This is a genomic window from Agrobacterium sp. OT33 (genome assembly GCF_017313365.1).
Taxonomy (GTDB): domain Bacteria; phylum Pseudomonadota; class Alphaproteobacteria; order Rhizobiales; family Rhizobiaceae; genus Agrobacterium; species Agrobacterium rhizogenes_A.
This window is the reverse complement of record NZ_JAFLMZ010000012.1, coordinates 65,117-86,891: the sequence shown is the minus strand read 5'-3', so window position 1 is coordinate 86,891 and position 21,775 is coordinate 65,117. Positions and strand designations below refer to the sequence as shown.

17 protein-coding genes are annotated in these 21,775 nt (G+C 59.5%); 7 read left to right on the top strand and 10 right to left on the bottom strand.

All coding sequences use genetic code 11. The features are described 5' to 3' along the window. The first annotated feature begins 142 nt into the window (after positions 1 to 142). Positions 143 to 3,721, top strand: coding sequence for a TonB-dependent receptor domain-containing protein (locus JZX88_RS24205; RefSeq protein WP_246753544.1), 3,579 nt, complete (start codon positions 143 to 145; stop codon positions 3,719 to 3,721). Positions 3,722 to 3,796: 75 nt separating this feature from the next. On the opposite strand, the gene JZX88_RS24200 is transcribed toward JZX88_RS24205, so the two are convergent. The 3 genes from JZX88_RS24200 to JZX88_RS24190 all read right to left on the bottom strand — a co-directional run bounded on the left by JZX88_RS24200 (position 3,797) and on the right by JZX88_RS24190 (position 7,301). After that, the gene (locus JZX88_RS24200) at positions 3,797 to 4,210 is read right to left on the bottom strand and encodes a hypothetical protein (protein ID WP_142859478.1); all 414 of its coding nucleotides are present in this window, start codon (positions 4,208 to 4,210) and stop codon (positions 3,797 to 3,799) included. A 174-nt stretch (positions 4,211 to 4,384) separates the two neighbouring features. Beyond that, positions 4,385 to 5,302: a lytic transglycosylase domain-containing protein gene (locus JZX88_RS24195; RefSeq protein ID WP_206914986.1), complete on the bottom strand. Its 918-nt coding sequence runs from the start codon at positions 5,300 to 5,302 to the stop codon at positions 4,385 to 4,387. A 214-nt stretch (positions 5,303 to 5,516) separates the two neighbouring features. Further along, entirely contained in the window at positions 5,517 to 7,301 is a 1,785-nt protein-coding gene (locus JZX88_RS24190; protein ID WP_206914985.1) for a methyl-accepting chemotaxis protein, read from the bottom strand. 299 nt (positions 7,302 to 7,600) lie between these two features. Here JZX88_RS24190 and JZX88_RS24185 point away from each other — a divergent pair, with 299 nt between their 5' ends. The 6 genes from JZX88_RS24185 (at position 7,601) to JZX88_RS24160 (ending at position 13,458) form a co-directional block, all read left to right on the top strand. Continuing rightward, positions 7,601 to 8,191: an isoprenylcysteine carboxylmethyltransferase family protein gene (locus JZX88_RS24185; RefSeq protein WP_206914984.1), complete on the top strand. Its 591-nt coding sequence runs from the start codon at positions 7,601 to 7,603 to the stop codon at positions 8,189 to 8,191. A 160-nt stretch (positions 8,192 to 8,351) separates the two neighbouring features. Further along, positions 8,352 to 8,825, top strand: a complete 474-nt coding sequence (locus JZX88_RS24180; protein WP_065116496.1) for a VOC family protein — start codon at positions 8,352 to 8,354, stop codon at positions 8,823 to 8,825. Between the two features lie 260 nt (positions 8,826 to 9,085). Further along, positions 9,086 to 10,429 carry an extracellular solute-binding protein gene (locus JZX88_RS24175; protein ID WP_206914983.1) on the top strand — a complete coding sequence of 448 codons (1,344 nt, stop codon included), beginning with the start codon at positions 9,086 to 9,088 and terminating at the stop codon, positions 10,427 to 10,429. 87 nt (positions 10,430 to 10,516) lie between these two features. Further along, entirely contained in the window at positions 10,517 to 11,407 is an 891-nt protein-coding gene (locus JZX88_RS24170; RefSeq protein WP_046800436.1) for a carbohydrate ABC transporter permease, read from the top strand. 7 nt (positions 11,408 to 11,414) lie between these two features. Next, positions 11,415 to 12,299 (top strand): ABC transporter permease subunit, encoded by an 885-nt coding sequence (locus tag JZX88_RS24165; protein WP_174029572.1) that lies wholly within the window; start codon positions 11,415 to 11,417, stop codon positions 12,297 to 12,299. 34 nt (positions 12,300 to 12,333) lie between these two features. After that, positions 12,334 to 13,458 carry a sn-glycerol-3-phosphate import ATP-binding protein UgpC gene (locus JZX88_RS24160; RefSeq protein ID WP_206914982.1) on the top strand — a complete coding sequence of 375 codons (1,125 nt, stop codon included), beginning with the start codon at positions 12,334 to 12,336 and terminating at the stop codon, positions 13,456 to 13,458. An 18-nt stretch (positions 13,459 to 13,476) separates the two neighbouring features. Here JZX88_RS24160 and JZX88_RS24155 read toward each other — a convergent pair whose 3' ends face one another. The 7 genes from JZX88_RS24155 to JZX88_RS24125 all read right to left on the bottom strand — a co-directional run bounded on the left by JZX88_RS24155 (position 13,477) and on the right by JZX88_RS24125 (position 21,694). Then, entirely contained in the window at positions 13,477 to 14,304 is an 828-nt protein-coding gene (locus JZX88_RS24155; RefSeq protein ID WP_046800433.1) for a carbohydrate ABC transporter permease, read from the bottom strand. Further along, a complete protein-coding gene (locus tag JZX88_RS24150) occupies positions 14,301 to 15,185 on the bottom strand; it encodes a carbohydrate ABC transporter permease (protein ID WP_161991467.1) in 885 nt (294 codons plus the stop codon). The genes JZX88_RS24155 and JZX88_RS24150 overlap by 4 nt, the downstream gene beginning before the upstream one ends. A gap of 69 nt (positions 15,186 to 15,254) precedes the next feature. Further along, positions 15,255 to 16,529 carry an extracellular solute-binding protein gene (locus JZX88_RS24145; protein WP_206914981.1) on the bottom strand — a complete coding sequence of 425 codons (1,275 nt, stop codon included), beginning with the start codon at positions 16,527 to 16,529 and terminating at the stop codon, positions 15,255 to 15,257. A gap of 72 nt (positions 16,530 to 16,601) precedes the next feature. Then, complete coding sequence (locus tag JZX88_RS24140; RefSeq protein ID WP_174030946.1) at positions 16,602 to 17,675, bottom strand: ABC transporter ATP-binding protein; 1,074 nt, start codon at positions 17,673 to 17,675, stop codon at positions 16,602 to 16,604. A gap of 7 nt (positions 17,676 to 17,682) precedes the next feature. Continuing rightward, positions 17,683 to 19,194 (bottom strand): alpha-N-arabinofuranosidase, encoded by a 1,512-nt coding sequence (locus tag JZX88_RS24135; RefSeq protein WP_206914980.1) that lies wholly within the window; start codon positions 19,192 to 19,194, stop codon positions 17,683 to 17,685. A gap of 120 nt (positions 19,195 to 19,314) precedes the next feature. After that, entirely contained in the window at positions 19,315 to 20,244 is a 930-nt protein-coding gene (locus tag JZX88_RS24130; RefSeq protein WP_110760066.1) for a transcriptional regulator, read from the bottom strand. Positions 20,245 to 20,401: 157 nt separating this feature from the next. Then, positions 20,402 to 21,694 (bottom strand): ABC transporter substrate-binding protein, encoded by a 1,293-nt coding sequence (locus tag JZX88_RS24125; protein ID WP_174029564.1) that lies wholly within the window; start codon positions 21,692 to 21,694, stop codon positions 20,402 to 20,404. Between the last annotated feature and the right edge of the window lie 81 nt (positions 21,695 to 21,775).

The window sequence follows — 21,775 nt, the reverse complement described above, 5'->3', positions numbered from 1 at the left end:
GAAACAACGCTGGATTCCGGACGATCCGAAAATATTACAAAAAAACTCCACAAATCTTTTCGGGTTCATGCACCTCGGTCGTTTTCCCTATCAGAGGCCGCAGCAAGGCGGCGAAATGGAAGGGAATACGGGGATGACTTTATTGGCGACGGGACATAAATCCGGTGGTCGCGAACGGCGTTTGAGGCTTGCAGCATTCTGCGCATCACTGGCCTGCTCCGTATCCTTGGTTGCCCATGCCCAGGCCGTTGCGCAGGAACTGCGCCAGTTTTCCATTCCAGCCGGGTCCCTCGATGTGGCGCTGACGCGCTTTGGCGCCGCAAGCGGCATCCAGATTTTCTACGACGCATCCTTGACGAGAGGGCTCAAGACCTCCGGCGCGGCCGGCTCCCTGCCGCCGCGGGAAGCGCTCGGCAAGCTGCTTGACGGCACTGGCCTCAGCTTCCGCTTCACCGCGCCCGATCGCGTAACGGTTTCCAACGCCTCACAGGCACCGGAAGCAACCTCTGCGGATGGCTCGCTCGTTCTCGAAACAATCACCGTCACCGGCAAGACCGGACGATATGGCAGCCCGGACGCACCTTATGGCAACGATGCCCCGACCGCCTTCATTTCGGGCGAGGATATCGAGCGCTTCCGCGGCTCAAGCCCGGCCGACATGTTTCGCGGCACGGCCGGCGTGATGTCCGGCGAAGCGCGAAACGGCGCCGGTGCCATCGACGTCAACATTCGGGGCATGCAGGGAATGGGCCGCGTCGCCACGACGGTCGACGGCGCTGAAAATTCCGTGACGGTCTATCAGGGGTATCAGGGCGTCTCGAACCGCACCTATGTCGATCCCGATTTCATCGCCGGTGTCGACATTACCAAGGGAGCCGATGCCGCTTCCTTCGGTAATGCCGGATCGGTGGCGATGCGAACGGTCGGCGCCGACGACATCGTCAAGCCGGGCGAGAAATGGGGGCTGAAGGTCAAGGGCGGCTTCGGCACCAATTCATCAAGCCCGACGGAAGGCGCATTGAGCGGCTACAGCTACCAGTCTGGCGCAGGCACCGCGACCCCGTCTGCCGATGGCATGGACAGACCCGCCTTCCTCAAGCCGACGACCGGTTCCGGCAGCGTCATCGGCGCTTACAAGGGCGAGGACATAGATGTCGTCGCCGGATATGCGCATCGCCGTCAGGGCAATTATCACGCCGGCAGCCATGGCTCTGTCGCGTTCCCGAAAAACATCGGCGACACGAAATATTGGGGCGGCACTCTGCCCAACACGATGATCAATGAAGGTCTGGCCAATTATCGCGGCGGCGAGGAAATCCTCAATACCGAGCTGGAAACGCAATCGCTTCTGGCGAAGGTCACGGCGCGTCTGTCAGACGACCAGACATTCCAGATCGGTTACATGGGATACAGAAGCGAGGCCGGAGACAGGCTTGCCTCGCGGCTGACCTCGAATACCGGACAGGCGCAGCAGCAGGAACAGACCGTCAGCACCAGCCTCGACACATTTACCGCCAGATACAACTGGAACCCCGAAGACAATGACCTCATCGACTTCAAGTCGAATTTCTATTTCAACCATCTCGAAGTCCGCAACCCCGTGCGCGGCGGGCGTGGCCTGACGCCGGAGAAGATCGGCCTGCCATCAGGCTTCCGGGTCGGCACCGATACCAATATGTGGGGAGCGGAGATTACCAACCGCTCGCAGTTCAGCCTGGATTACGGCGATTTCGACCTGAATTACGGATTTTCCTACCGCGCCGAAGACACCAAGGGCAGCAACCACACCGCCGTTCTGGAGGGCTGGCTGACCCCGCGCGACGCCATCCGCCATGAAGGTGCAGCCTTTGCCAAGGCAGCTTACAAGCCGGTGGACTGGCTTACCCTTAATGGCGGCCTGCGATATTCCCATTATTGGGTTGAAGACCGATTTGATCCCTATGAGCGTTATCAGGCGCGGGACAAGCCGGTTGGCCTGAAAGTGGATGACGGCGGGTTCAGCCCATCTGCCGGAGTGACGCTGGAACCCTTCGACAACACCCAGTTCTACGTCAATTATTCGAATACGCTGCGCTCGCCATCCATCATTGAATCCGTCTCGGCCTTTAACAGCGTCATCGCAAATGCCGGGGTCCTGCCGGAACGCTCCAGCAACTGGGAAATCGGCACCAACATCATTCGCGACGGCATCTTCTCCGATGATGATACCGCCATGATCAAGTTCGGTTATTTCAACTGGGATGTGAAGAATTACATCTCGCGCACCGTCGTGACCGAACCGCAGCTGACGCTGAATATCGGCAATATTCCGCGCGCCAAATTTTCCGGTCTCGAACTTTCCGGCCGTTACACCAATGGCGGATTTTCGGCCGATCTTTCCGCCAACTACTTCCTGAATGTCGAATATTGCCGCACGACCCAGACCTGCGACAGCAAGTCTCTCTATGGCGACTATGCGACGAATCATGTTCAGCCGGAATATACGGTCGACCTGACGCTTTCGCAGAAATTCCTCGAGGACCGGCTGACGGTCGGCGGCCGCGTCTCCTATGTCGGCCCGCGCGCCATCGGCCACGGCGACGTCACCGCACAGGGCGCGTCGCAATTCATCGCACTTGTCGACTGGGAGCCCTATACGCTGGTCGATCTGTTTACCGAATACAAGATCAACGACAATATGACCGCGAGCCTGCGGGTGGAGAACCTGTTCGACCGTTTTTATGTCGATCCGCTCGGCCTCGTCACGCAGCCCGGTCCCGGCCGCACGATCTATGCGAGCCTTACCGCGACGATCGGCGGCGGCGAGGCCCTGCCCGGCCTTTCCCCCTTCAGCAGCTCGACGGACGCATCCTTCGTGCGCGACTGGACCGGCTTCCATGTGGGTGCCCATGCCGGCGGCGATTTCCTGAATTTTGCCGGAAATACGACCTCGCTGGATGGCACATTCAACGATGCGGCCGCACGGGAATCGGCCGATTTCAACCTGCGGGGCGGCGCGTTCGGACTGCAGGCCGGTTATGACCGGCAGCTGGAAAACGGCTTTGTCGTCGGCGTCGAGGCCGATTACACCAGGACCTATCTTCGTGGCCTTGAAAAGTTCGGTTCCACCGATCCGGTGCTGGCAAAGAGCGGCCATGTGGACGCAACAACCAGCTACGATATCGACTGGACGGCCGGTCTGCGGGCGAAGCTCGGTTATGCCGTGAATGACAGGCTGCTCGTTTACTCTACCGCCGGCCTGGCGCTGGCGAAAGAAACCCAGTGGCGCGACCAGTATATTTCAGACGGCGCGAGCGCGACCAATCCTCTCGGCTCCGAAACGACGGCATTCTTCGTGGAAAAGGCTTCCGGAACCCGTGCCGGCTTCACCATCGGCCTCGGTGCGGAATATGCGCTGAACGACAATTGGTCGATCCGTGCGGATTACAGCTACAGCCATTTCCGCGCCAAATCGTTCAAGTTCAAGGACGCCCGCGCTGGCACCGGCAAGGATTATCGCACCAGTGAGCAGACGGGCACGGAGATGGTCGATCCCGGCTTAAAGGGCGATCCGAACATGGCCTGGCTTTGCGATTCCATGCCGGAAGTCTGCGAGCCCTATGAATCGCCGATCTACGAATATGTCGATCATGTCGGGACTTCCGGAATTACCAATGGCCGCAACGCTTCCAACTCGCTGAACCTGCATGCAATCAAGGTCGGGCTGAACTATCGGTTCTAAGGACAATCTCCGCGATCTTTCGAGCCGTGCGCCTGCCGGGTGCGCGGCTCGTGTCCCACAGGCACATAAGGTCGCTCACGAAGCCGGACGATTGAGAATAGTTTCGCAGCTCGCGGGATTGCCGATGATCTCGCTCGTCCTGATGATGGAGCCCGTATCCGCGGTGATCTTGATGATGCAATCGCGGCGATGCTCCTTGATTTTCATGCCCTCCGTTTCCGTCATGCGGGTCTCGCCGTTCACCGTCTTGTATTCGCGCCGGTTGCTGAGGCCGGCATAGGTCTCCACATCGACCTTCAGCCAGTAGGATTCGGTCGCGCCGTTTTCGATGATGACCTTGTTGGGGCGGCCTAGCCTTGCGATGGCGGCATCACGGGGCTGGCCCACGAAGCCGGCGACAGTGCGGGAAATCTCGGTTTCCCCAGCGCTGGTGCACGCCGCAACAATACCAAGCACGGCAGCCAGACATCCAGTTTCAACCCATTTCATGCCACGTCATCCCCTCATAAAGATTGCCGGCCACAGGCGTTGCGACCGTCACGAAAGCGCAAATCTAGGCATGATCGTTTTGCGCCGAAAGAAGCGGCGGACGAAATGCCGATCAACTTGTTATGATCGGCTTGCACGGGGCGGTGGTGGTCCACGCCGGACATTGGCCCTCCGCTACCGGTTGCGGAACACCGTGCACGGCACGCCCGCCTGCCGGATCTCCCCGCAAAGCCGGTTGGCTTCGGCGCGGGTCTCGCGGCCGATGCGGGCGGCATAACGCGGGCGTGAACCGAAATTCCCGCCTCTTTGCCTGATGATGAGGGCCCGCTCCGCATTGAGCGGCTCCGATAACCCGCCGATCGCGCGGGTAAACAGCCGGTTCGCCACCGCCGGATTGTAATGCGCGGCGAGCTGCACCCCCCAGGGTGCCCAGTCGGCCGAGGAGATGAGGACGGGATCGTTCATGGTGCGGGTGTCTGCCAGACGCAGACAGGCATCGATGAAGGACCGGCTGTCATCCAGCGCCGGGGCGGCCTTTTCCGGCGGATTGTCCTTCCAGTTTTCAACGGGATATCCGGTGATGGCAAACACGTAATCGCGGGTTTCCATTGGCAGGCGGCCGGTGGCGATGAACGTCCGCAAGCCCGCCTCGCCGGCATTATAGGCTGCGGCGGCAAGGCCGAAATTGCCGAACTGGGCATTCAACTCGGAAAGATAACGCGACGATGCCTCAAGGGCGGCAATGATGTTGAAGCTGTCTTCGAGACCACGCAACCTTGCCGTTCCGGGCATGAACTGGGCGATGCCTTCGGCACCCTTCGGACTGACCGCATCGGCCCGAAACAGGCTTTCGCGCCAGATGAGCCGGGCGAAATAATCCGGCGGAACGGAATGGCGGGCGGCCAGAACCTCGATCGCGTGGCACAGGTCATTATTGTAGCTGCCCGCCCGAATGCACAGTTCCGGCGCAATGGCATGACTGTAGGCACAGGCGTTCTTCGCCTCCGCCGGATCCCCGGCCCTAGCGCCGCCGCCGGCTGTCGCCAGCAGGCAGAAGGCAAGAGCGACACGGCCTGTCCATATCCCTGCCAAGCGAACGACCCCCGCAAATTCCTGACGCGAAGCACCGATTATCGGGCAATTGCGAAAATATGCCCGCACCTTTGGTCTTGTTCAATGGAAGTTTCGGTTTCGGGCGCCATCAACGGACATCCGCACCAATTGTAGGCCTCGTCACAGAAAACCAGCCAGCCCGGCTGCCGGACTGGCTGGAAGCGCTGGTTTACCCGCTTTAACAGGAAATCTTCTAGAATTCCTGCCACTCGTCATGATTGACCGCCAGCGCGGCGGATCCACGCGACGCGACGGGGCGGGATACCGGACGGCGCGGGTGGACCGGCGCCGGCCGCGCCTCCGGGACGCTTCGCGAAGACGAAGCCGAACGCGGCGCCTCATCGAACCTGAATTGCCCCAGAAGCTCGAACAGGGCGGTGGCTTCCCGGGCAAGGCTGTGGCTGGCGGCGGTCTGCTCCTCCACCATCGCAGCATTCTGCTGCGTGCCCTGATCGACCGTGTTGACCGCCTGATTGATTTCCGCAAGCGCCGTGGACTGCTCACGCGCGGCTTCGACGATCGCCACGACATTGGTGTTGATATCGCGCACCTGCTCCGCGATTTCCTGCAGGGCCGATCCCGCTCTGGTGACCAGACCGACGCCGTTTTCCACCTGCGACCCCGAGGCGTTGATGAGGCTCTTGATTTCCTTCGCTGCCGTTGCCGAACGCTGCGCCAGTTCGCGTACTTCCTGCGCCACGACGGCAAAGCCCTTGCCCGCCTCGCCGGCTCGCGCCGCTTCCACGCCGGCATTCAGCGCCAGGAGGTTGGTCTGGAAGGCGATCTCGTCGATCACACCGATGATGTTGGAGATTTCCCGCGATGATTTTTCGATCTGGTCCATGGCGCCAATCGCATCGCGCACCACCTGGCCCGAATGTTCGGCATGGTCGCGGGCCCGGGCGACGATCTTGCCGGCCTCTTCCGCACGGCGGCTGGAATCGTTGACGGCCGTGGTGATTTCCTCCAGCGCGGCGGCCGTCTCCTCGATCGAGGAGGCCTGCTGTTCCGTGCGTTTGGCGAGATCATCGGCAGCGGAGCGTATCTCGTTCGAGCCGGAGGAAATCGCGCCGGCATTTTCCGAGACCAGCGTCATCGCTCTCTTCAGCTTTTCCGAGGCCGCGTTGAAATCCGTCCGCAATCTCTCAAGCGAGGGGATGAATGGCTTGTCGATGCTCTGCGACAGATCACCCTCGGCGAGATCGGTGAGGCATTGCGCGAGCTTCTCGACATTCTCGACACGGCCGGTCACATCTGTCGCGAATTTGACGACCTTGAACACCCTGCCGTTGAGATCGAAGATCGGATTGTAGGAGGCCTGGATGAAGACCTTGCGGCCGCCCTTGCCCAGACGCATGAATTCATCTGCCACGAGATCGCCGCCGGCGAGCCTTTCCCAGAACTGCCTGTATTGCACGGACTGCGTATAGGCCGGTTCGCAGAACATCGAATGGTGCCTGCCCTGCACTTCCGCCAGCGAATAACCCAGCGCCGCCAGAAAATTCTCGTTGGCCGTCAGGACCTCGCCATCGGGAGAAAATTCAATGATGGCCTGCGCCCGCGAGAGGGCGTCGATCTTGCCCGCATCTTCCGCCGCCTTCAGCTTGCGCCCGGTGATATCGGTGGCGATCTTGATGACCTTTACCGGCTTGCCACGGCGAAATACCGGATTATAGGAAGCCTCGATCCAGACTTCCCTGCCGCCCTTGCCGATGCGCTTGTATTGCTGCTGATCGAACTGACCGGCCGAAAGCTTTGCCCAGAAGGCCTTGTAATCCTGCGAAGACACAACAGCAGGTTCAACGAACATGCTGTGATGCCTGCCGACGATTTCCGAAAGCTCATAACCGAGTGCGCGACAGAAATTCTCGTTGGCGGTGAGAATTTTCCCCGAAAGGTCAAATTCTATGATGGCTTGCGACTTGGAAAGCGCGGCAAGAACCGCAAAAGCATTGGCACCACGATCAATGAAACTCACGAGCAATTCTCCGATGACATATAAATGATTTCTGTTGAAAATCATTCAATAATATTACGATTACATCGTTAAACAATATTTAATGACAAAGTTGACATTCGCAAACTTGTTCGACAGACGAGTTCCAGTGTCAAACCGTATTGCATTTCTTTCCGCAGTTTTATCCAGCCGGCATAAAGCGCGAAGACGCAGCGTAACAATCACGCATTATTGCTGTTTATACTTCAGGCGCCGGACGAATCGGATAGGGCTGTCCTTCGTCGAGACGATCCGGCCTGTCATTATCTTCGGGAGGAACCATGATTGATGCCGCGACCGCGCTTGCCGTGTGGGCCTATATTGCCGGATTTCTGTTTCTGACGGCGCGGCTGGCAAGAAAGACGGGAGAGCCGATCTGGCTTTTCGCAAAAGGCCGCGAGCGGCAAACCCTGCCCGCCACGCTCTTTCGCCTTGCCTTTCTGCTCGGCGCTCTTCTGCCTCTCGTTACCCTGTGGCTGGAGCCGCAGGGGACGGTCTGGCTTCTGAGCCGCGGCAATCCCGGCGCGACAATCCGTATCGGCGGCATGGTAATGGTGCTGGCGGGCGGCCTGATCGCACTTTATGCGCAGAACCATATGGGCAGGTCATGGCGCATCGGGGCGGCCGAGGGCCATCTCGGCACGATCGTGGATAGCGGTCCTTTCGGCTTCTCCAGAAATCCGGTCTTTGTCGGCCAGATCGTGCTGTTTGCCGGGCTGGTGCTGGTGTTTCCATCGGTTCTGCAGCTTGCCGTCGCCATCGCCCTTGTCATCGCGGTGTCGCTGCAGGTGACTATTGAAGAACGGGTGCTGACGAAAGAGCTTGGCCCGGAATATGACGCCTATCGGCGCAGGGTAAGGCGCTGGCTGTAGCGGCCGTCTGACCGGGACCGACCGCGGCTCTTCGGCTTTTTCGGAACATTCATCCCCCGCAGGCATTTTATGCCGGATGGGGGGCCGGCCGTGACTGGCGAATTTTCTTGCCCTTTCGGGGGCAATACGAAAATCAGTTCCAACGTGGAGGAGCACGCAGATGAAAAAGAACACGATCTGTATCTGGTACGACAAGGACGCCGAGGCCGCCGCCAGATTTTACGCCGAGACCTTTCCCGACAGCGCCGTGACCGCGGTTCACCACGCGCCGAGCGACTATCCCTCCGGCAAGAAGGGCGATGTGCTGACGGTGCAGTTCACTGTTGCCGGCGTGTCGTGCATCGGCCTCAATGGCGGCCCGGTCTTCAAGCAGACCGAGGCTTTCTCGTTCCAGATATCGACCGAAGACCAGGAAGAAACCGACCGTTACTGGAACGCCATCGTCGGCAATGGCGGAGAGGAAAGCGCCTGCGGCTGGTGCAAGGACAAGTGGGGTGTCTCCTGGCAGATCACCCCGCGCGTGCTGATGGATGCCATGGCGGCCGGCGGCGCGGAGGCCAAACGCGCCTTCGACGCGATGATGGACATGAAGAAGATCGACGTCGCCACCATCGAGGCAGCACGTCGAGGTTGATGCGGGCAGGCTGTTCAGCAGCAAGTAGAGAAACGGTCGAAACCCCGTAATAACCTGAAAGATAAAGAGAAATTCCGGTTCTCAGCCTTTCTGCCTTTCGCTTTGCCGCGCAGATCGTCCTGCGCGGCCAGTCATCATAAAACGTTCAACAAAGTGTAAGCCATCCGTCAAAGACGGCTGTTAGCAGAGCCCGTGGCTTCGTGCTGAGGATATGACGTCCCTGCCGGTCAGGCCATCATTCCATCAACGGGGCTCAACTCATGAAATCTTCCGCTCTGACTTCTTTCGCGGCCGGCGTCGCCATTGCCGCCGCTCTCGGCGCAACAGCCGCCCACGCAGAAAAGACCAAGTTCGAATTCTGGTACGGCCTTTCCGGCGACCTTGGCGACCGCGTTCAGGATACCTGCAAGAAGTTCAACGACTCGCAGGCCGAATTCGAGATCGTCTGCACCTCGCAGAACGATTACGACGCCACGCTGCAGAACACCATTGCCGCCTATCGCGCCAAGAAGCAGCCCGCCATCACCCAGATCTATGATGCCGGCACGCTGGACATGATGCTGTCCAAGGCTTTCGTTCCCGCCAAGAAGCTGATGGCCGACAACGGCTACAAGATCGACTGGGACAATTATTTCCCCGGCATCGCCAATTATTATGCCACCGCTTCGGGCGAGCTGAACTCCTTCCCCTATAACTCCTCCACCGCGATGTTCTATTATAATGTCGACGCTTTCGAGAAGGCCGGCATCACCTTCAAGCCCGACACCTGGGAACAGGTTCAGGAAGCCGCCACGAAGCTCAAGGCCGCCGGCTTTGAATGCCCGCTGGCCTTCAACTTCGACACCTGGATGCTGATGGAGCAGTTCTCCGCCATCCACAACCAGCCGATCGCCACCAAGGGCAACGGTTACCAGGGCCTCGACGCCGAACTGACGATCAACAAGACGAAATTCGTCGATCACGTGAAATTCTTCAAGAAGATGCAGGACGAGAAGCTGTTCGTCGTCAAGACCAAGCAGCTCGGCATGGACATCCTGCCCGCCTTCACCTCACAGACCTGCCAGATGTTCATGACCTCGATCGCCAATCACGGCACCGTCGCCAAGACCATGCCGGAAGGCGTGAAGTGGGATGTCGCCATGCTGCCGGTCTGGAAGGGCACCGAACGTCATAACTCGCTGGTCGGCGGCGCGTCGCTGTGGGTCATGGCCGGTCGTCCGGACGCCGAATACAAGGGTGCAGCCGCGTTCCTGAACTTCATCGCCCAGCCGGAGATGGTTCAGTGGTGGTCGACGGTCACCGGTTACATCCCGGTCACCAAGACCGGCTTCGACGCCATGAAGGCCAACGGTTTCTACGACAAGGCTCCCTATAAGGGCCGCGAAAAGGCGATCGAAAGCCTGACCTTCACGCCGCCTTCGGAATATACCCGCGGTATCCGCCTTGGCGGTTTCACGCAGATCCGCAAGGAAGTCGCCACCTCGCTCGAAGCCATCTTCATGCAGAATGCCGATGTTCAGGCTGAACTCGACAAGGCTGTCGAGCGCTCCAATGCCGGCCTGCGCCGCTTCGAAAAGACCTATGCCGGCGCCAAGCTGAACTAAGCTCGCGTCGCCTTCGAGGGACTTGCCCGCACTGCCTCGCGCATTGCGGGCAAGTTCGCCCATCTCTCCAGTATTGCCGGTTTTTTCATGGAAAAGCGCGCCGTCTTCAAAAGCACGTGGTTGCCCGTGCTGTTCGCCCTGCCGCAGCTTCTGCTGATCTTCCTGTTCTTCTATTGGCCCGTGGCGGCGGTCATCAACTGGGCCTTCACGCTCGAACCGCCCTTTGGCGGCGCCGCGGAATTCGTCGGTCTCGCCAATTTCGAGGAGACCTTCCTCGATCCGCTTTATTGGCAATCGGTGCTCGTCAGCATGGTTTTCGCCATTGCCGGCCCGTTCTTCACCATCCTCATCGGCCTCGTGCTGGCGCTCTGCGTCGACCGCGCCCTGCCCGGCTCCGGTTTCTTCCGGGTGCTTTATATCCTGCCCTATGCCATCGCGGGTCCTGCCGCCGGCATGGCCTTCCGCTTCATCCTGTCACCGGAGCGTGGTCTCGCCGCCTCCCTCAACGCCTGGTGGCCGGATATCTGGAACCCGGCCAAATACGGCGAACATGCGCTGATCCTCGTCATCGTCATCTTCATCTGGAAATGGGCCGGATACACCTTCATCTTCCTGTTTGCCGGCCTGCAATCCGTGCCACGCTCGCTGACGGAAGCCGCCGCCATGGACGGTTCCGGCCCCATCCGCCGCGCCATCGATATCCAGGTGCCGCTGCTTGCGCCCACACTGTTCTTTTTGACCGTGATCATGATGACCGAAGGCTTTGTCGGGGCGGATACGTTCGGCATCGTCGCCACCACCACCGAGGGCGGCCCCAACCGCGCCACGGAAGTGATGGTCTACCGCATCGTCAGCGAAGCCTTCGAGGGGCTGAACTATTCCGGCGCTTCGGCGCAGAGCCTCGTCCTCATCGGCCTCATCATGGTTTTCACCTTCATCCAGTTCCGCTTCGTCGAGCGGCAGGTCCATTACAAGTGAGGCGGCGATGATCCAGCGCACCCCCTATGCCGACGCCCTGACCTATATCCTGATGGTCGCCGGTTTCCTTCTGCTCATCGGCCCCTTCGTCGTCATCATCGCCGGAGCGAGCCAGACGATAACCCAGGTCAACAGCGTACCGTTCAACTTCATGCCGCAGGGCGAGTTTTTCGCCAATGCCGAGACGGCCTGGAAACGTGCCAATCTCGGCAACGCGTTGTGGAACAGCATGATCATGGCAACGCTCGTCACGATCGGCAAGGTAGCCCTTTCGGCGTGTACCGCCTTCGCCATTGTCTTTTTCCGTTCGCCGCTCAAACATCTGTTCTTCTGGACGGTGTTCATCACCCTGATGCTGCCGCTCGAAGTGCGCGTCGTGCCGACCTATTCGGTGGCCGCCGATCTGTTCCAGCCGTTCCGTTCCATTCTCGGCCTGTTCGGCATCGAGGTGACGGTGGAGTGGAACCTTCTCAACTCCTATGCCGGGCTCACCCTGCCGCTGGTCGCCACCGCCACCGGCACCTTCCTCTACCGGCAGTTCTTCATGACCATCCCGGACGAGCTGGCGGAAGCCGCACGCATGGACGGCTCGGGCGCGATACGTTTCTTCGTGGAAATGCTCCTGCCATTGTCACGCACCAACATGGCGGCGCTCACCACCATCATGTTCGTTTATGCCTGGAACCAGTATCTCTGGCCGCTGCTGATGGTCACCGACCCTTCCTACAAGACGGTGATGATGTCGCTGCGGGCGCTGTTGCCCGCCGAAGACGGCACACCGGACTGGAACGTCACGCTCGCCGGCTCGCTCATCATCATCACACCGCCGCTTCTCGTCGTGGCCTTCCTGCAACGCTGGTTCGTCCGCGGTCTCGTTTCGTCCGACAAGTGACGGCGCGCGGTTTTCAACAACAAGGTTTCCCATCATGGCTCAGATCGATATCCGCCAGGTCCGCAAATCCTACGGCAAGACACCCACCCTGCATGGCGTGGATCTCTCTTTCCAATCCGGCGAATTCGTCGTCATCCTCGGCCCCTCGGGCTGCGGCAAATCCACACTTCTGCGCATGATCGCCGGGCTGGAAGACATTACATCAGGTGAAATCGCCATTGGCGGGCGCGTCGTCAACAGGCTCGAGCCGCGTGAACGCGGCTGCGCCATGGTGTTCCAGAATTATGCGCTTTATCCGCATATGTCGGTCGCCGGCAATATCGGTTATGCGCTGAAGGTTGCCGGCGTCGCCAAGGCCGAGCGCCTGCGCCGCATCGAGGAAACCGCAAAGATCGTCGGCCTTTCCGACTATCTGGAGCGCAAACCCGCCGCCCTTTCCGGTGGCCAGCGCCAGCGCGTCGCCATGGCCCGCGCGATCATCCGCGAACCGCAGGTGTTCCTGTTCGACGAGCCGCTCTCCAACCTCGATGCCAAGCTGCGTGTCACCATGCGCGCCGAGATCCGCAAGCTGCATCAGCGCCTGTCCGCCACCTCCGTTTTCGTCACCCATGACCAGGTGGAGGCGATGACGCTGGCCGACCGGCTGGTGGTGATGAACAAGGGCAATGTCGAACAGGTCGGCCATCCGCTCGACATCTATCATCGCCCGGCCACCACCTTCGTCGCATCCTTCATCGGCTCCCCGGCGATGAACCTGTTCACGACAAGGGTCGAAGTTGAATCACCAGCCGTGATGCTGGGCGGCGCGGCGGTTAGGCTCTTCCCGGAGACCGGTCTCGAACTGCGCGGCCGCGACGTGACGGTGGGCATTCGCCCGGAACAGTGCCTTGTCAGCACGGAAGAAGGCACGGGCGTACCGGCGATCGTCGATTTCGTCGAAGAGCTCGGCTCCGGCCGCATCGTGCATGCCGAGATCGCCGGCGAAACCTTCTCCGCCGCAATCGGCGAAGACCTTTCGGTCAAACCCGGCCAGCGTATCCACCTCACCATGCCGCCTGCGCACCTGCATTTCTTCGACCCGGCCACCGGTAAGCGGATCGAAACAGAAGGAGCAGCCGAGGCCAATAACGTCGGCAAGGAGGCATTGCTGGCGGTCTAAAAGACAAGGCCTTTCGGCTTACCCCTTCACGCCTGACGAAATCATGATGGCCTCCGTCACGCGGCGCTGGAAGATGACGTAAGCGATGATGACCGGTAGTGCTGCGAGCATTGCAACGGCCATCAGGCGCGCATAAGCGACACCGAAGGCGTCATTGACCTGGGTGATGCCGACGGGGATCGTCATCATGTTTTCCGAGGTGACGACGAGGAAAGGCCAGAAGAAGGCGTTCCACACTGAAATGAAGGTCACGATCGCCATGGCGGTCGTGATCCCCCAGTTGAGCGGCAGATAGACCCGGAACAGGATCGTGTATTCGCCGCCGCCATCCAGCACCACCGCTTCGCGCATCTCCTTCGGCACGCTGTCGAAGAACTGCTTGTAGACGATGATGACGATGGGGGTGATGAGTTGCGGCAGGATGATGCCGGCCCAGGTGTTGATGAGGTTGAGGTTCTTCATCAGGATGAACTGCGTGACGACAAGCGTTTGTGCCGGCACCATGAAACTTGCCAGCACGATGCCATAGAGCAGCCGCCGGCCGGGAAAGCGGATTTGCGACAGCGCATAGGCGCACAGCATCGAAATGAACAGGACGGAGACCGTGACGATGACAGCGGTACCGATGGAATTGACATACCAGGTCAGCAGCCGCGTGTTGAAGATGGCATTCACATAGGCGCCCAGCTGGAACTCATCCGGCAGCAGCGATGTGTTGCCGGCAACATTTTCATCAGAGCGAAGCGACGTGACGAAACTCCAGTAGAGCGGAAAAATCCACACCAGCGCTGCCGAAAAGGTCAAAAGGGTGAGAACGATATTCTCGAGTTTTCGGGTCGGGCTCATGAGTTCCTCCGGATGCGCAGCAGCTGGAACTGAAGAACGGAAACGATGACGATCAACAGGAAAAGCACGGTCGCGACGGCCGAGGCATAACCGCCATTATTCATCTGAAACGCTTCCCGATAAACCTTGAGGAGAAGCACGAAGCTGGAATTGAACGGGCCGCCGCCGCTTAGAAGATAAATCTGGTCGAATATCTTCAGTTGCAGGATCAGTTGCAGCGTCAGGACAAGGGCTGTCACGGGCCACAGAAGCGGCCAGGTGACGCGGCGGAAACGTTGCCAGGTCGTCGCGCCATCCAGCGCCGCCGCTTCATAGAGCTCGGCCGGAATATTGCGCAGGCCGGCAATGAACAGCAGCACGTTAAAACCGTTGGTCCACCAGATGGTGACGACAGCGACCATCGGCATCACCCAATAGGGGTTCTTGAAGACGGCGACCGGCTTGCCCGCCAGCAGCGAAATGACCGGCTGCAGAACACCGAACTGCAGATCGAGCATCCAGGCCCAGATCTCCGTCACCACAGAAACCGGCAGCACGTAAGGCAGGAAAAACAGGCTCATGGCGATTGTCTGCCCGATGCCCGACAGCCGGCTGACGGCGAGCGAAATCATCAGCGCGATGATGGTGGTCGGCACCACGGTCAAAAGGACGAAATAACCGTTGTTCTTCAGCGAGGTGACAAACAGCCGGTCGCCCAGCAGTTTCGCGTAGTTTTCAAACCCGACCCAGTTTCCCTCACCGATCAGCGGCGCATCGGTAAAGCTGATGCGCACCATCTCGATCAGCGGATAAAGGAAGAAGGTGGCGAAGACGACGATGAATGGCGTCACCATCGACAGCGCGATCAGCGACTTCTTCCGCCGGTTTTCAATCATTGCCATGGAATGCCTCCGGGCCTCTGCGCATTGCGCGATGCCCTCCAGCCATTGGGGCCGGAGGGCAGGCGTGGATTATTTGAGTTTGCCCTGAAGTTCGGACTGGATCTGCTCGACGGCTTCCGCGCTGCCGACAAAACCCTGGATGGCCGGCGCGATGACGTTGAGTGCCGCGTCATAGGCCGGAGAGGCAACCCCGGTAATCGTCGTCTTGGGGTCAAACACCGCCGCCTCCGCCAGCGTGGCATAGGTGGCGTTGGGCTGCATGGCCTTATATTCGGGACTTTCGGTAATCGATTTATAGGCTGGAATATGCCCGGCATCGGCCCAGCTGATGGCGTGTTTTTCCATCCAGCCGATCACCGTCATGACGGCGGCGCGTTTTTCGCCGGAAACCGTTTTGTCGCCTTCATTGGGGATGGCGAAAGCGTGGGAATCCGCCCAGGTGGCGCGTTTGCCCATCAAAGGCGGCACTTCCACCGCACTCCATTTGAAACCGAGCTTGCCGTTCTTTTCCAGATCCTTGTAGGTCGGCACTTCCCAGACGCCATTCAGCTGGAAAGCGGATTTGCCGGCGGAAAACAGCGCCACCGAGGCCTCATATTCCGCCTGTTCCGGCGCCCAGCCGTTTTCCCGCCATCTGGACATTGTGTCGATGGCTTTGGCGGCCTTTTCGGCATTGTCGCCGGCCAGAACCTCCTTGCCGGTGACGAGTTCGCCACCCTGCTGCGACAGCAGCGTGTAAAACACCCGCCAGACCCCGCCCTCACCGCCCGACTGATAGGTGATCGGCGTCTCAACGCCATTTTCCTTCGCCCAGGCGAGCGCCTTTTCGAAATCCTCAATCGTCTCGATGCCCGTCAGCTTGCCTTCGGCATCGAGATAGGGAGAGCCCTTCAGAAGATCGGCGTTGTAATACAGAACAAGCGCGTGAATATCGAACGGCACGGCATAAAGCTTGCCATCCTGGGTGGCCGCCTCCACCGGCGCGCTGAAGAAGTCTTCCGTCTTCAGCCCGGCATCCTCAAGATCCTTCGCGGTGATTTCGCTCAGCACTTTTTCTTCAAGGCCAAGCGGCGCGCGCGACAGGTGATAGGTCATGATATCCGGCCCTGAACCCACCGCAGAGGCCGTTCTGACCTTGGTGTAAAAGGGAACGCCCCATTCCAGCGTCGTGCCCTTGATCTGGATATCGGGATGTTCCTTGTTGAAGGCCTCGATCAGCGCTTTCATGCGCACGCCGTCACCACCGGCCAGAAAGTCCCACCAGATGATATCCTGCTTGGCAAGCGCCGGCATGGCGGTCAAACCCAGAACCGTGCCGATAAGCAATGTCTTGATCAATCGCATCGTCATTCCTCCCGTTTCTTGAAACACCCCGTCAGGGGATGGTTTGCTGCATCGAAAGGCGCCTCCTCGCGCCTATCGCAACCTTTTGCCGTCGCTGTCGAAAACCAGAATCCGGTCGGGCGAGGCGCTGAGCGAGACGGAGCGGCCATCCAGCTGCTCGCGGGAGCCCTGCCGCTGCACGATTAGCTCCTTTCCCGCCCCGGTGCGGGTGTAGAGGTAAGACAGATCGCCAAGCTCCTCGGCCACCTCGACGATGACAGGCAAGACGCCTTCATCCGTGATCGCCAGATGTTCGGGCCTGATGCCGATCTCCAGCCGCTGGCCGGGCGACACCGGCTGCGACAACCGCGCTTCGAGAGGCCGCTCGCCGCCTTCGAGCGCAAGCGTCACGCGGCCATCACGCTGCTCCACCACATCGGCCTGCAGGAAATTCATCGCCGGCGATCCGATAAAGCCCGCCACGAAACGATTGTCGGGATCGTCATAAAGCGTGAGCGGTGCGCCCGCCTGCTGCACGATGCCGCCCTTCAGCACGAAAATCCTGTCGGCAAGCGTCATCGCCTCCACCTGATCATGCGTGACATAGATCATGGTCGCGCCAAGCTTGCGGTGAAGCCGCGTCAGTTCCAGCCGCATCTGCACGCGCAACTCGGCGTCCAGATTGGACAGGGGTTCGTCGAACAGGAACACCTTCGGCTGCCGCACGATGGCGCGGCCGATGGCGACACGCTGTCTCTGGCCGCCCGAAAGCTGCGAGGGCCTTTTGTGCAGATGCTCGTCAAGCTGCAGGATACGGGAGGCCTCACCCACCCTCTCATTCACCTCCGCCTTCGGCCGGCGGGCAAGCCGCAGGCTGAAAGCCATGTTCTCGAACACCGTCAGATGCGGATAGAGCGCATAATTCTGGAAGACCATGGCCACGCCGCGATCGGCCGGTTCGACCGCGGTGACATCACGGTCGTCAATGGCGATGCGGCCGCCACTGGTTTCCTCAAGCCCGGCGATCATGCGCAACAGGGTGGATTTTCCGCAACCGGAAGGCCCCACGAACACCGCGAAGCTGCCGGTCGGGATTTCCATCGAGACGTCCCGGATCGCTGCGAACGATCCGAAGGACTTGGCGATATTGTTGAGACGGACACCCATCGCCGCCTCACTGAACCTTCAGGCGCAGCACATGGTAGGACAGGGCCGGCACGGAGCCTTTGAGTGCCCCATCCTCGACAGCGACGCCACTGCCCGGCACCGGCACGACGCGGTCTGGCTGGTCGGGGCCGTTTCCGACCCGCAGGTCATATCCCGCCATCGCAAGATGCAGGCTGAGGGTGGCGGATGAAAATCCGGTGAGGCGGACATTGATCTCCGCCGCCTCGGTGAGATGGCGGTTGAGGACAAACAGCGTCACCACGCCTTCTTCCTCGCTGAAGACCCCGGCAACATCGAGATATTTGACGTCGTCAGCCGCGTTGCAATCGTAGGTCGGGCAATCGACCGCGACATTCAGCGCAACGCCACGGCCATAAAGCGAGGCGAACTGATAGGGGTAATAGATCGTCTGGCGCCAGGCCGGCCCGTTCTTTTCCGCCCGGATGGGGGCGATGACGTTGACGAGCTGGGCGATACAGGCGATGCGCACCCGGTCTGAGCGGCGAATGAACTCATTGAGCAGACCGGCAACGAAAAGCGCATCCTCGAAATTATAGGTCTCTTCCAGCAGGGCCGGCGCTTCCGGCCAGTCCCAGCTCTTGATGCGTTTGCTGTCGTCTTCGCGGATGTGATACCAGACGTTCCATTCGTCAAAGCAGATGGAAACATCATTCTTGGCGCGCTTCTTGGCTTTCACATAATCGATGACGCCGGCAATCGTCTGGATATAACGACCGGTCTCTTCGATCTTGCCGAAATAATTCAGCGTGTCGCGGCTGTTATTGCCGAAATATTTGTGCAGCGAGATATGATCGACATTCTCGTAGCATTCCTCCAGCACCTCGCGTTCCCATTCGGGATAGGTCGGCATGCCGTCATTCGAACTGCCGCAGACGATTGCTTCAATTGTCGGGTCGAAGCCCTTGAAAGCCTTGGCGGTTTCATTGGCGAGCCGGCCATATTCCACCGCCGTCTTGTGGCCGATCTGCCAGGGGCCGTCCATCTCGTTGCCGAGGCACCACATCTTCACGCCATGCGGTTGCTCGGTGCCGTGGCTGCGGCGCAGATCGCTAAGCTCGGTGCCGCCAGGAAAATTCACATATTCAAGGAAGTTGCGGGCATCATCCAGACCACGGGAGCCGAGATTGACCGCAAGCATCATCTCGATGCCGGCCATCGAGGCCCAGTCTGCGAATTCATTGATGCCGATCTGGTTGGTTTCCTTCGACCGCCAGGCAAGATCCAGACGAATAGGCCGCTTGTCGCGCGGGCCGATGCCGTCTTCCCAGCGATAGGCCGAAACGAAATTGCCGCCGGGATAACGGATGGCGGGAATTTTCAGGTCCTGCACGAATTTCAGGACATCCCTGCGAAAGCCGTTCTCATCCGCCTGCGGATGGCCGGGCTCGTAAATCCCGCCATAGATCGCACGCCCCATATGTTCGATGAAGGCGGAATACAGGCGATCGTCGATACGCCCAATCCGGAAGTCCCGGTGGACTGAAACCCGCGCTTTCATAGGTTCTCCTCCCTGCGCATTTGTATCTTAAAATATGGTATGAACCATATTTGATAATATAGTTGCCGAGGGAATCCGCGCCTGTCAACCGCGAAAATCATACTTTTAAAATTTGAAGGCTCAGTCTGCCGTGCGCAGGCGCAGGACAATGTCCTGATCGTAATTTCCGAAACCCCGGCCGAAGATATTCAGCCCGCCCGGATGTTTCGCATCCGCCTTGACCTCGATGCGCAGGCGGATGGAACGATGGCTCACCAGATCGATATCCGCCAGCGTCACATCCGAAATGCGGGTGCCATCGACATAGGTTCCCTGCGCGGTGATGCGCCAGGTTTTGAGCATGCCATATTGGGAACCGGAGAGTTTCCACCAATCGGGCGTAAACACACCCCGCTTGTCCCCGAAGTCGCCCGGAGAGGTCCACACGCCGATCTCCCTGCCATTGACGGAAAGGGTTATGTCCGACGGCCAGTTGCTATGCGTTCCCGGCACCTCGGAACTCACCTCCATGGAAAACTCGATTTCTTCGACGTTTCGGCCCTGAATCTTGGCATTATTGGGGAATTGATATTCCACGAAGCCCGACGTCAGCCACAAGAGCGCTGTCTTCATGCGGTCAGGATCCATGAAGGTATCGGGCACATCCAGAAGCCCGATAATACCCTCAGGCGAACAGATGCCGCAGGGTGCCGTTACCGAACTCTGGGTGTAAAGACCAAGCGGCATGGCCACCGCAATGTAATTGGAGGCCGCCGGCGTCTCGGGTTTTCGGAAGGAAACGATGAGTTCGTCGCAGGTGGCAAAGCAGACTTTCTGGCTGCCCTTGCGCGCCTTGCGCGTCTCGGTTCGCAGCAGCCCCGCCTCTTCAAGAACGGCCACGCCGGCGGATACCGTTGATTGCGGCAGATCCAGCCGCTGCGCGATCTCGTTGACATTCAGACCGCTCGTCTCGTGCAGCAGCTTCAATATCTGCACGCGGATCAAAGATGCGGCCGCTTTCAGGACATCGAATTCTTTTTCAGCATCAACCAGGAGGAAATTGGGCGCCATTCTCTAATCTTCAGATTTATCGATCCAGATCAGGATTTCTGGCTTAAATACCCTATACTTGTCCAGTGTTGTTTATCGTTCGGGCATATCTGAAGGTTAAAGACATGAAAAAGGCATCGCCACGCAGCCTTGACCGCGTGGCGATGCCCCTTTGTCGTCAACCGCGCTTGCGCAGGGTCCGCGTGCCGGTGTCGACAAGATTCTGCGCCGCTTCATCCACGCTGGCGCGACCAAAGGCGAGCGAATCGGCAATCGGACGCATCACGCCGCGGTCGAACTCATTGGCGCCGATGGGGGCGGGCTCGGGATAGGGATCGAGTTTGCCGGACAGGCTCTCGATATAATCCACCGTCTTGCGTTCGGTCTCGTTGAGGCTTGGCAACACCGCCTCACGCACCTTCTTTGCAGGCGGCACGCCGCGTTCGACACCCAGCACCTTGCCGGCATCGAGATCATTGACGAAGAAGTTGATAAACTTCGCCGCCGCTTCCGGATTGGTGGAGGTGGACGAAATGCACCAGATGAGCCCCGGCCGGTAATAATGCCCGGTCGGCTTGCCAGCCCCCTCACCCGGGAGCATGCCGATGGACAGCGTCTTCTTGTTCAGCGCCTGATAACCCACAAGCTGGTTGGAATAGGCAAAACCGATGGCGGAATTGCCAAGCGTCAAGGCGTTGGATTCGATGGTGTTGTCATCACGTGTCTGGATATCGGCGGAAACGCAGAGCTTGTCCTCGCGCAGCTTCTCCCAATAGGCGAACCATTCCTTGGCGTCTTCCTTGTTGAAGCCGATGGTGCCATCCTGAAACAGCAGCTTGCCGCGCTGGCGAAGCCAGACATCGAAGACATAGTGGTAACGCGCACCATAGGGCACCGCCCAGTAATTGCGCCGCGCCGGGCCGTTCTTCTTGAAATCGCGCGCCAGTTCCGCAAGCGCCGTCCAGGTGATCTGCCCTTCCGGCATGGAAACGCCGGCTTCCTTCAGCGTCTCGGCATCATACATCATGCAGAAGGAATTGAGCCCCAGACCGACGCCGTAAAGCTTACCGTCAATGCGGCAAAGATCGATCTCGCTCTTGCCGAAGCTGGAAAGATCAAGCGCCGAGCCAACGAACTTGTCCAGTTCCATGCAGGCGCCACGGCCGGAATAATCGGCGATGGTGGATGGTTCGAGCTGGAAGATATCGGCGACATTGCGTCCGGCCATCGAGGTCGCAAGCTTGGTCCAGTAGTCGGAGCCGGCGATCATTTCGCCGCTGACCACCGTTTGCGGATCGGCCTTCTGGTAAAGGGCGATAACGTCATTGGTGCGCTTGTTGCGATCGGCTGATCCCCACCACACGCAACGAAGCCGCGTCTCGGCCGCCAGCGCGCTAAAACCGCCCGCCGCAACCCCAAGACCGGCCAGCGCCGCCGTCACCAAAAATCCACGTCTGTCGATAGTTTGCATCTGCTCCTCCCGCGTTTTGCAAATTTTTCACTGACTACTTAATTCTTGCAAATTTTCCGTATTTGCAATATTTGCATCATA

Bases quoted from the DNA above. Each gene is read 5' to 3' on its own strand.
- JZX88_RS24200 (WP_142859478.1), bottom strand. From the start codon at position 4,210: ATGAAATGGGTTGAAACTGGATGTCTGGCTGCCGTGCTTGGTATTGTT.
- JZX88_RS24185 (WP_206914984.1), top strand. From the start codon at position 7,601: ATGATTGATGCCGCGACCGCGCTTGCCGTGTGGGCCTATATTGCCGGA.
- JZX88_RS24180 (WP_065116496.1), top strand. From the start codon at position 8,352: ATGAAAAAGAACACGATCTGTATCTGGTACGACAAGGACGCCGAGGCC.
- JZX88_RS24175 (WP_206914983.1), top strand. From the start codon at position 9,086: ATGAAATCTTCCGCTCTGACTTCTTTCGCGGCCGGCGTCGCCATTGCC.
- JZX88_RS24170 (WP_046800436.1), top strand. From the start codon at position 10,517: ATGGAAAAGCGCGCCGTCTTCAAAAGCACGTGGTTGCCCGTGCTGTTC.
- JZX88_RS24165 (WP_174029572.1), top strand. From the start codon at position 11,415: ATGATCCAGCGCACCCCCTATGCCGACGCCCTGACCTATATCCTGATG.
- JZX88_RS24160 (WP_206914982.1), top strand. From the start codon at position 12,334: ATGGCTCAGATCGATATCCGCCAGGTCCGCAAATCCTACGGCAAGACA.
- JZX88_RS24155 (WP_046800433.1), bottom strand. From the start codon at position 14,304: ATGAGCCCGACCCGAAAACTCGAGAATATCGTTCTCACCCTTTTGACC.
- JZX88_RS24150 (WP_161991467.1), bottom strand. From the start codon at position 15,185: ATGGCAATGATTGAAAACCGGCGGAAGAAGTCGCTGATCGCGCTGTCG.
- JZX88_RS24145 (WP_206914981.1), bottom strand. From the start codon at position 16,529: ATGCGATTGATCAAGACATTGCTTATCGGCACGGTTCTGGGTTTGACC.
- JZX88_RS24140 (WP_174030946.1), bottom strand. From the start codon at position 17,675: ATGGGTGTCCGTCTCAACAATATCGCCAAGTCCTTCGGATCGTTCGCA.
- JZX88_RS24135 (WP_206914980.1), bottom strand. From the start codon at position 19,194: ATGAAAGCGCGGGTTTCAGTCCACCGGGACTTCCGGATTGGGCGTATC.
- JZX88_RS24130 (WP_110760066.1), bottom strand. From the start codon at position 20,244: ATGGCGCCCAATTTCCTCCTGGTTGATGCTGAAAAAGAATTCGATGTC.
- JZX88_RS24125 (WP_174029564.1), bottom strand. From the start codon at position 21,694: ATGCAAACTATCGACAGACGTGGATTTTTGGTGACGGCGGCGCTGGCC.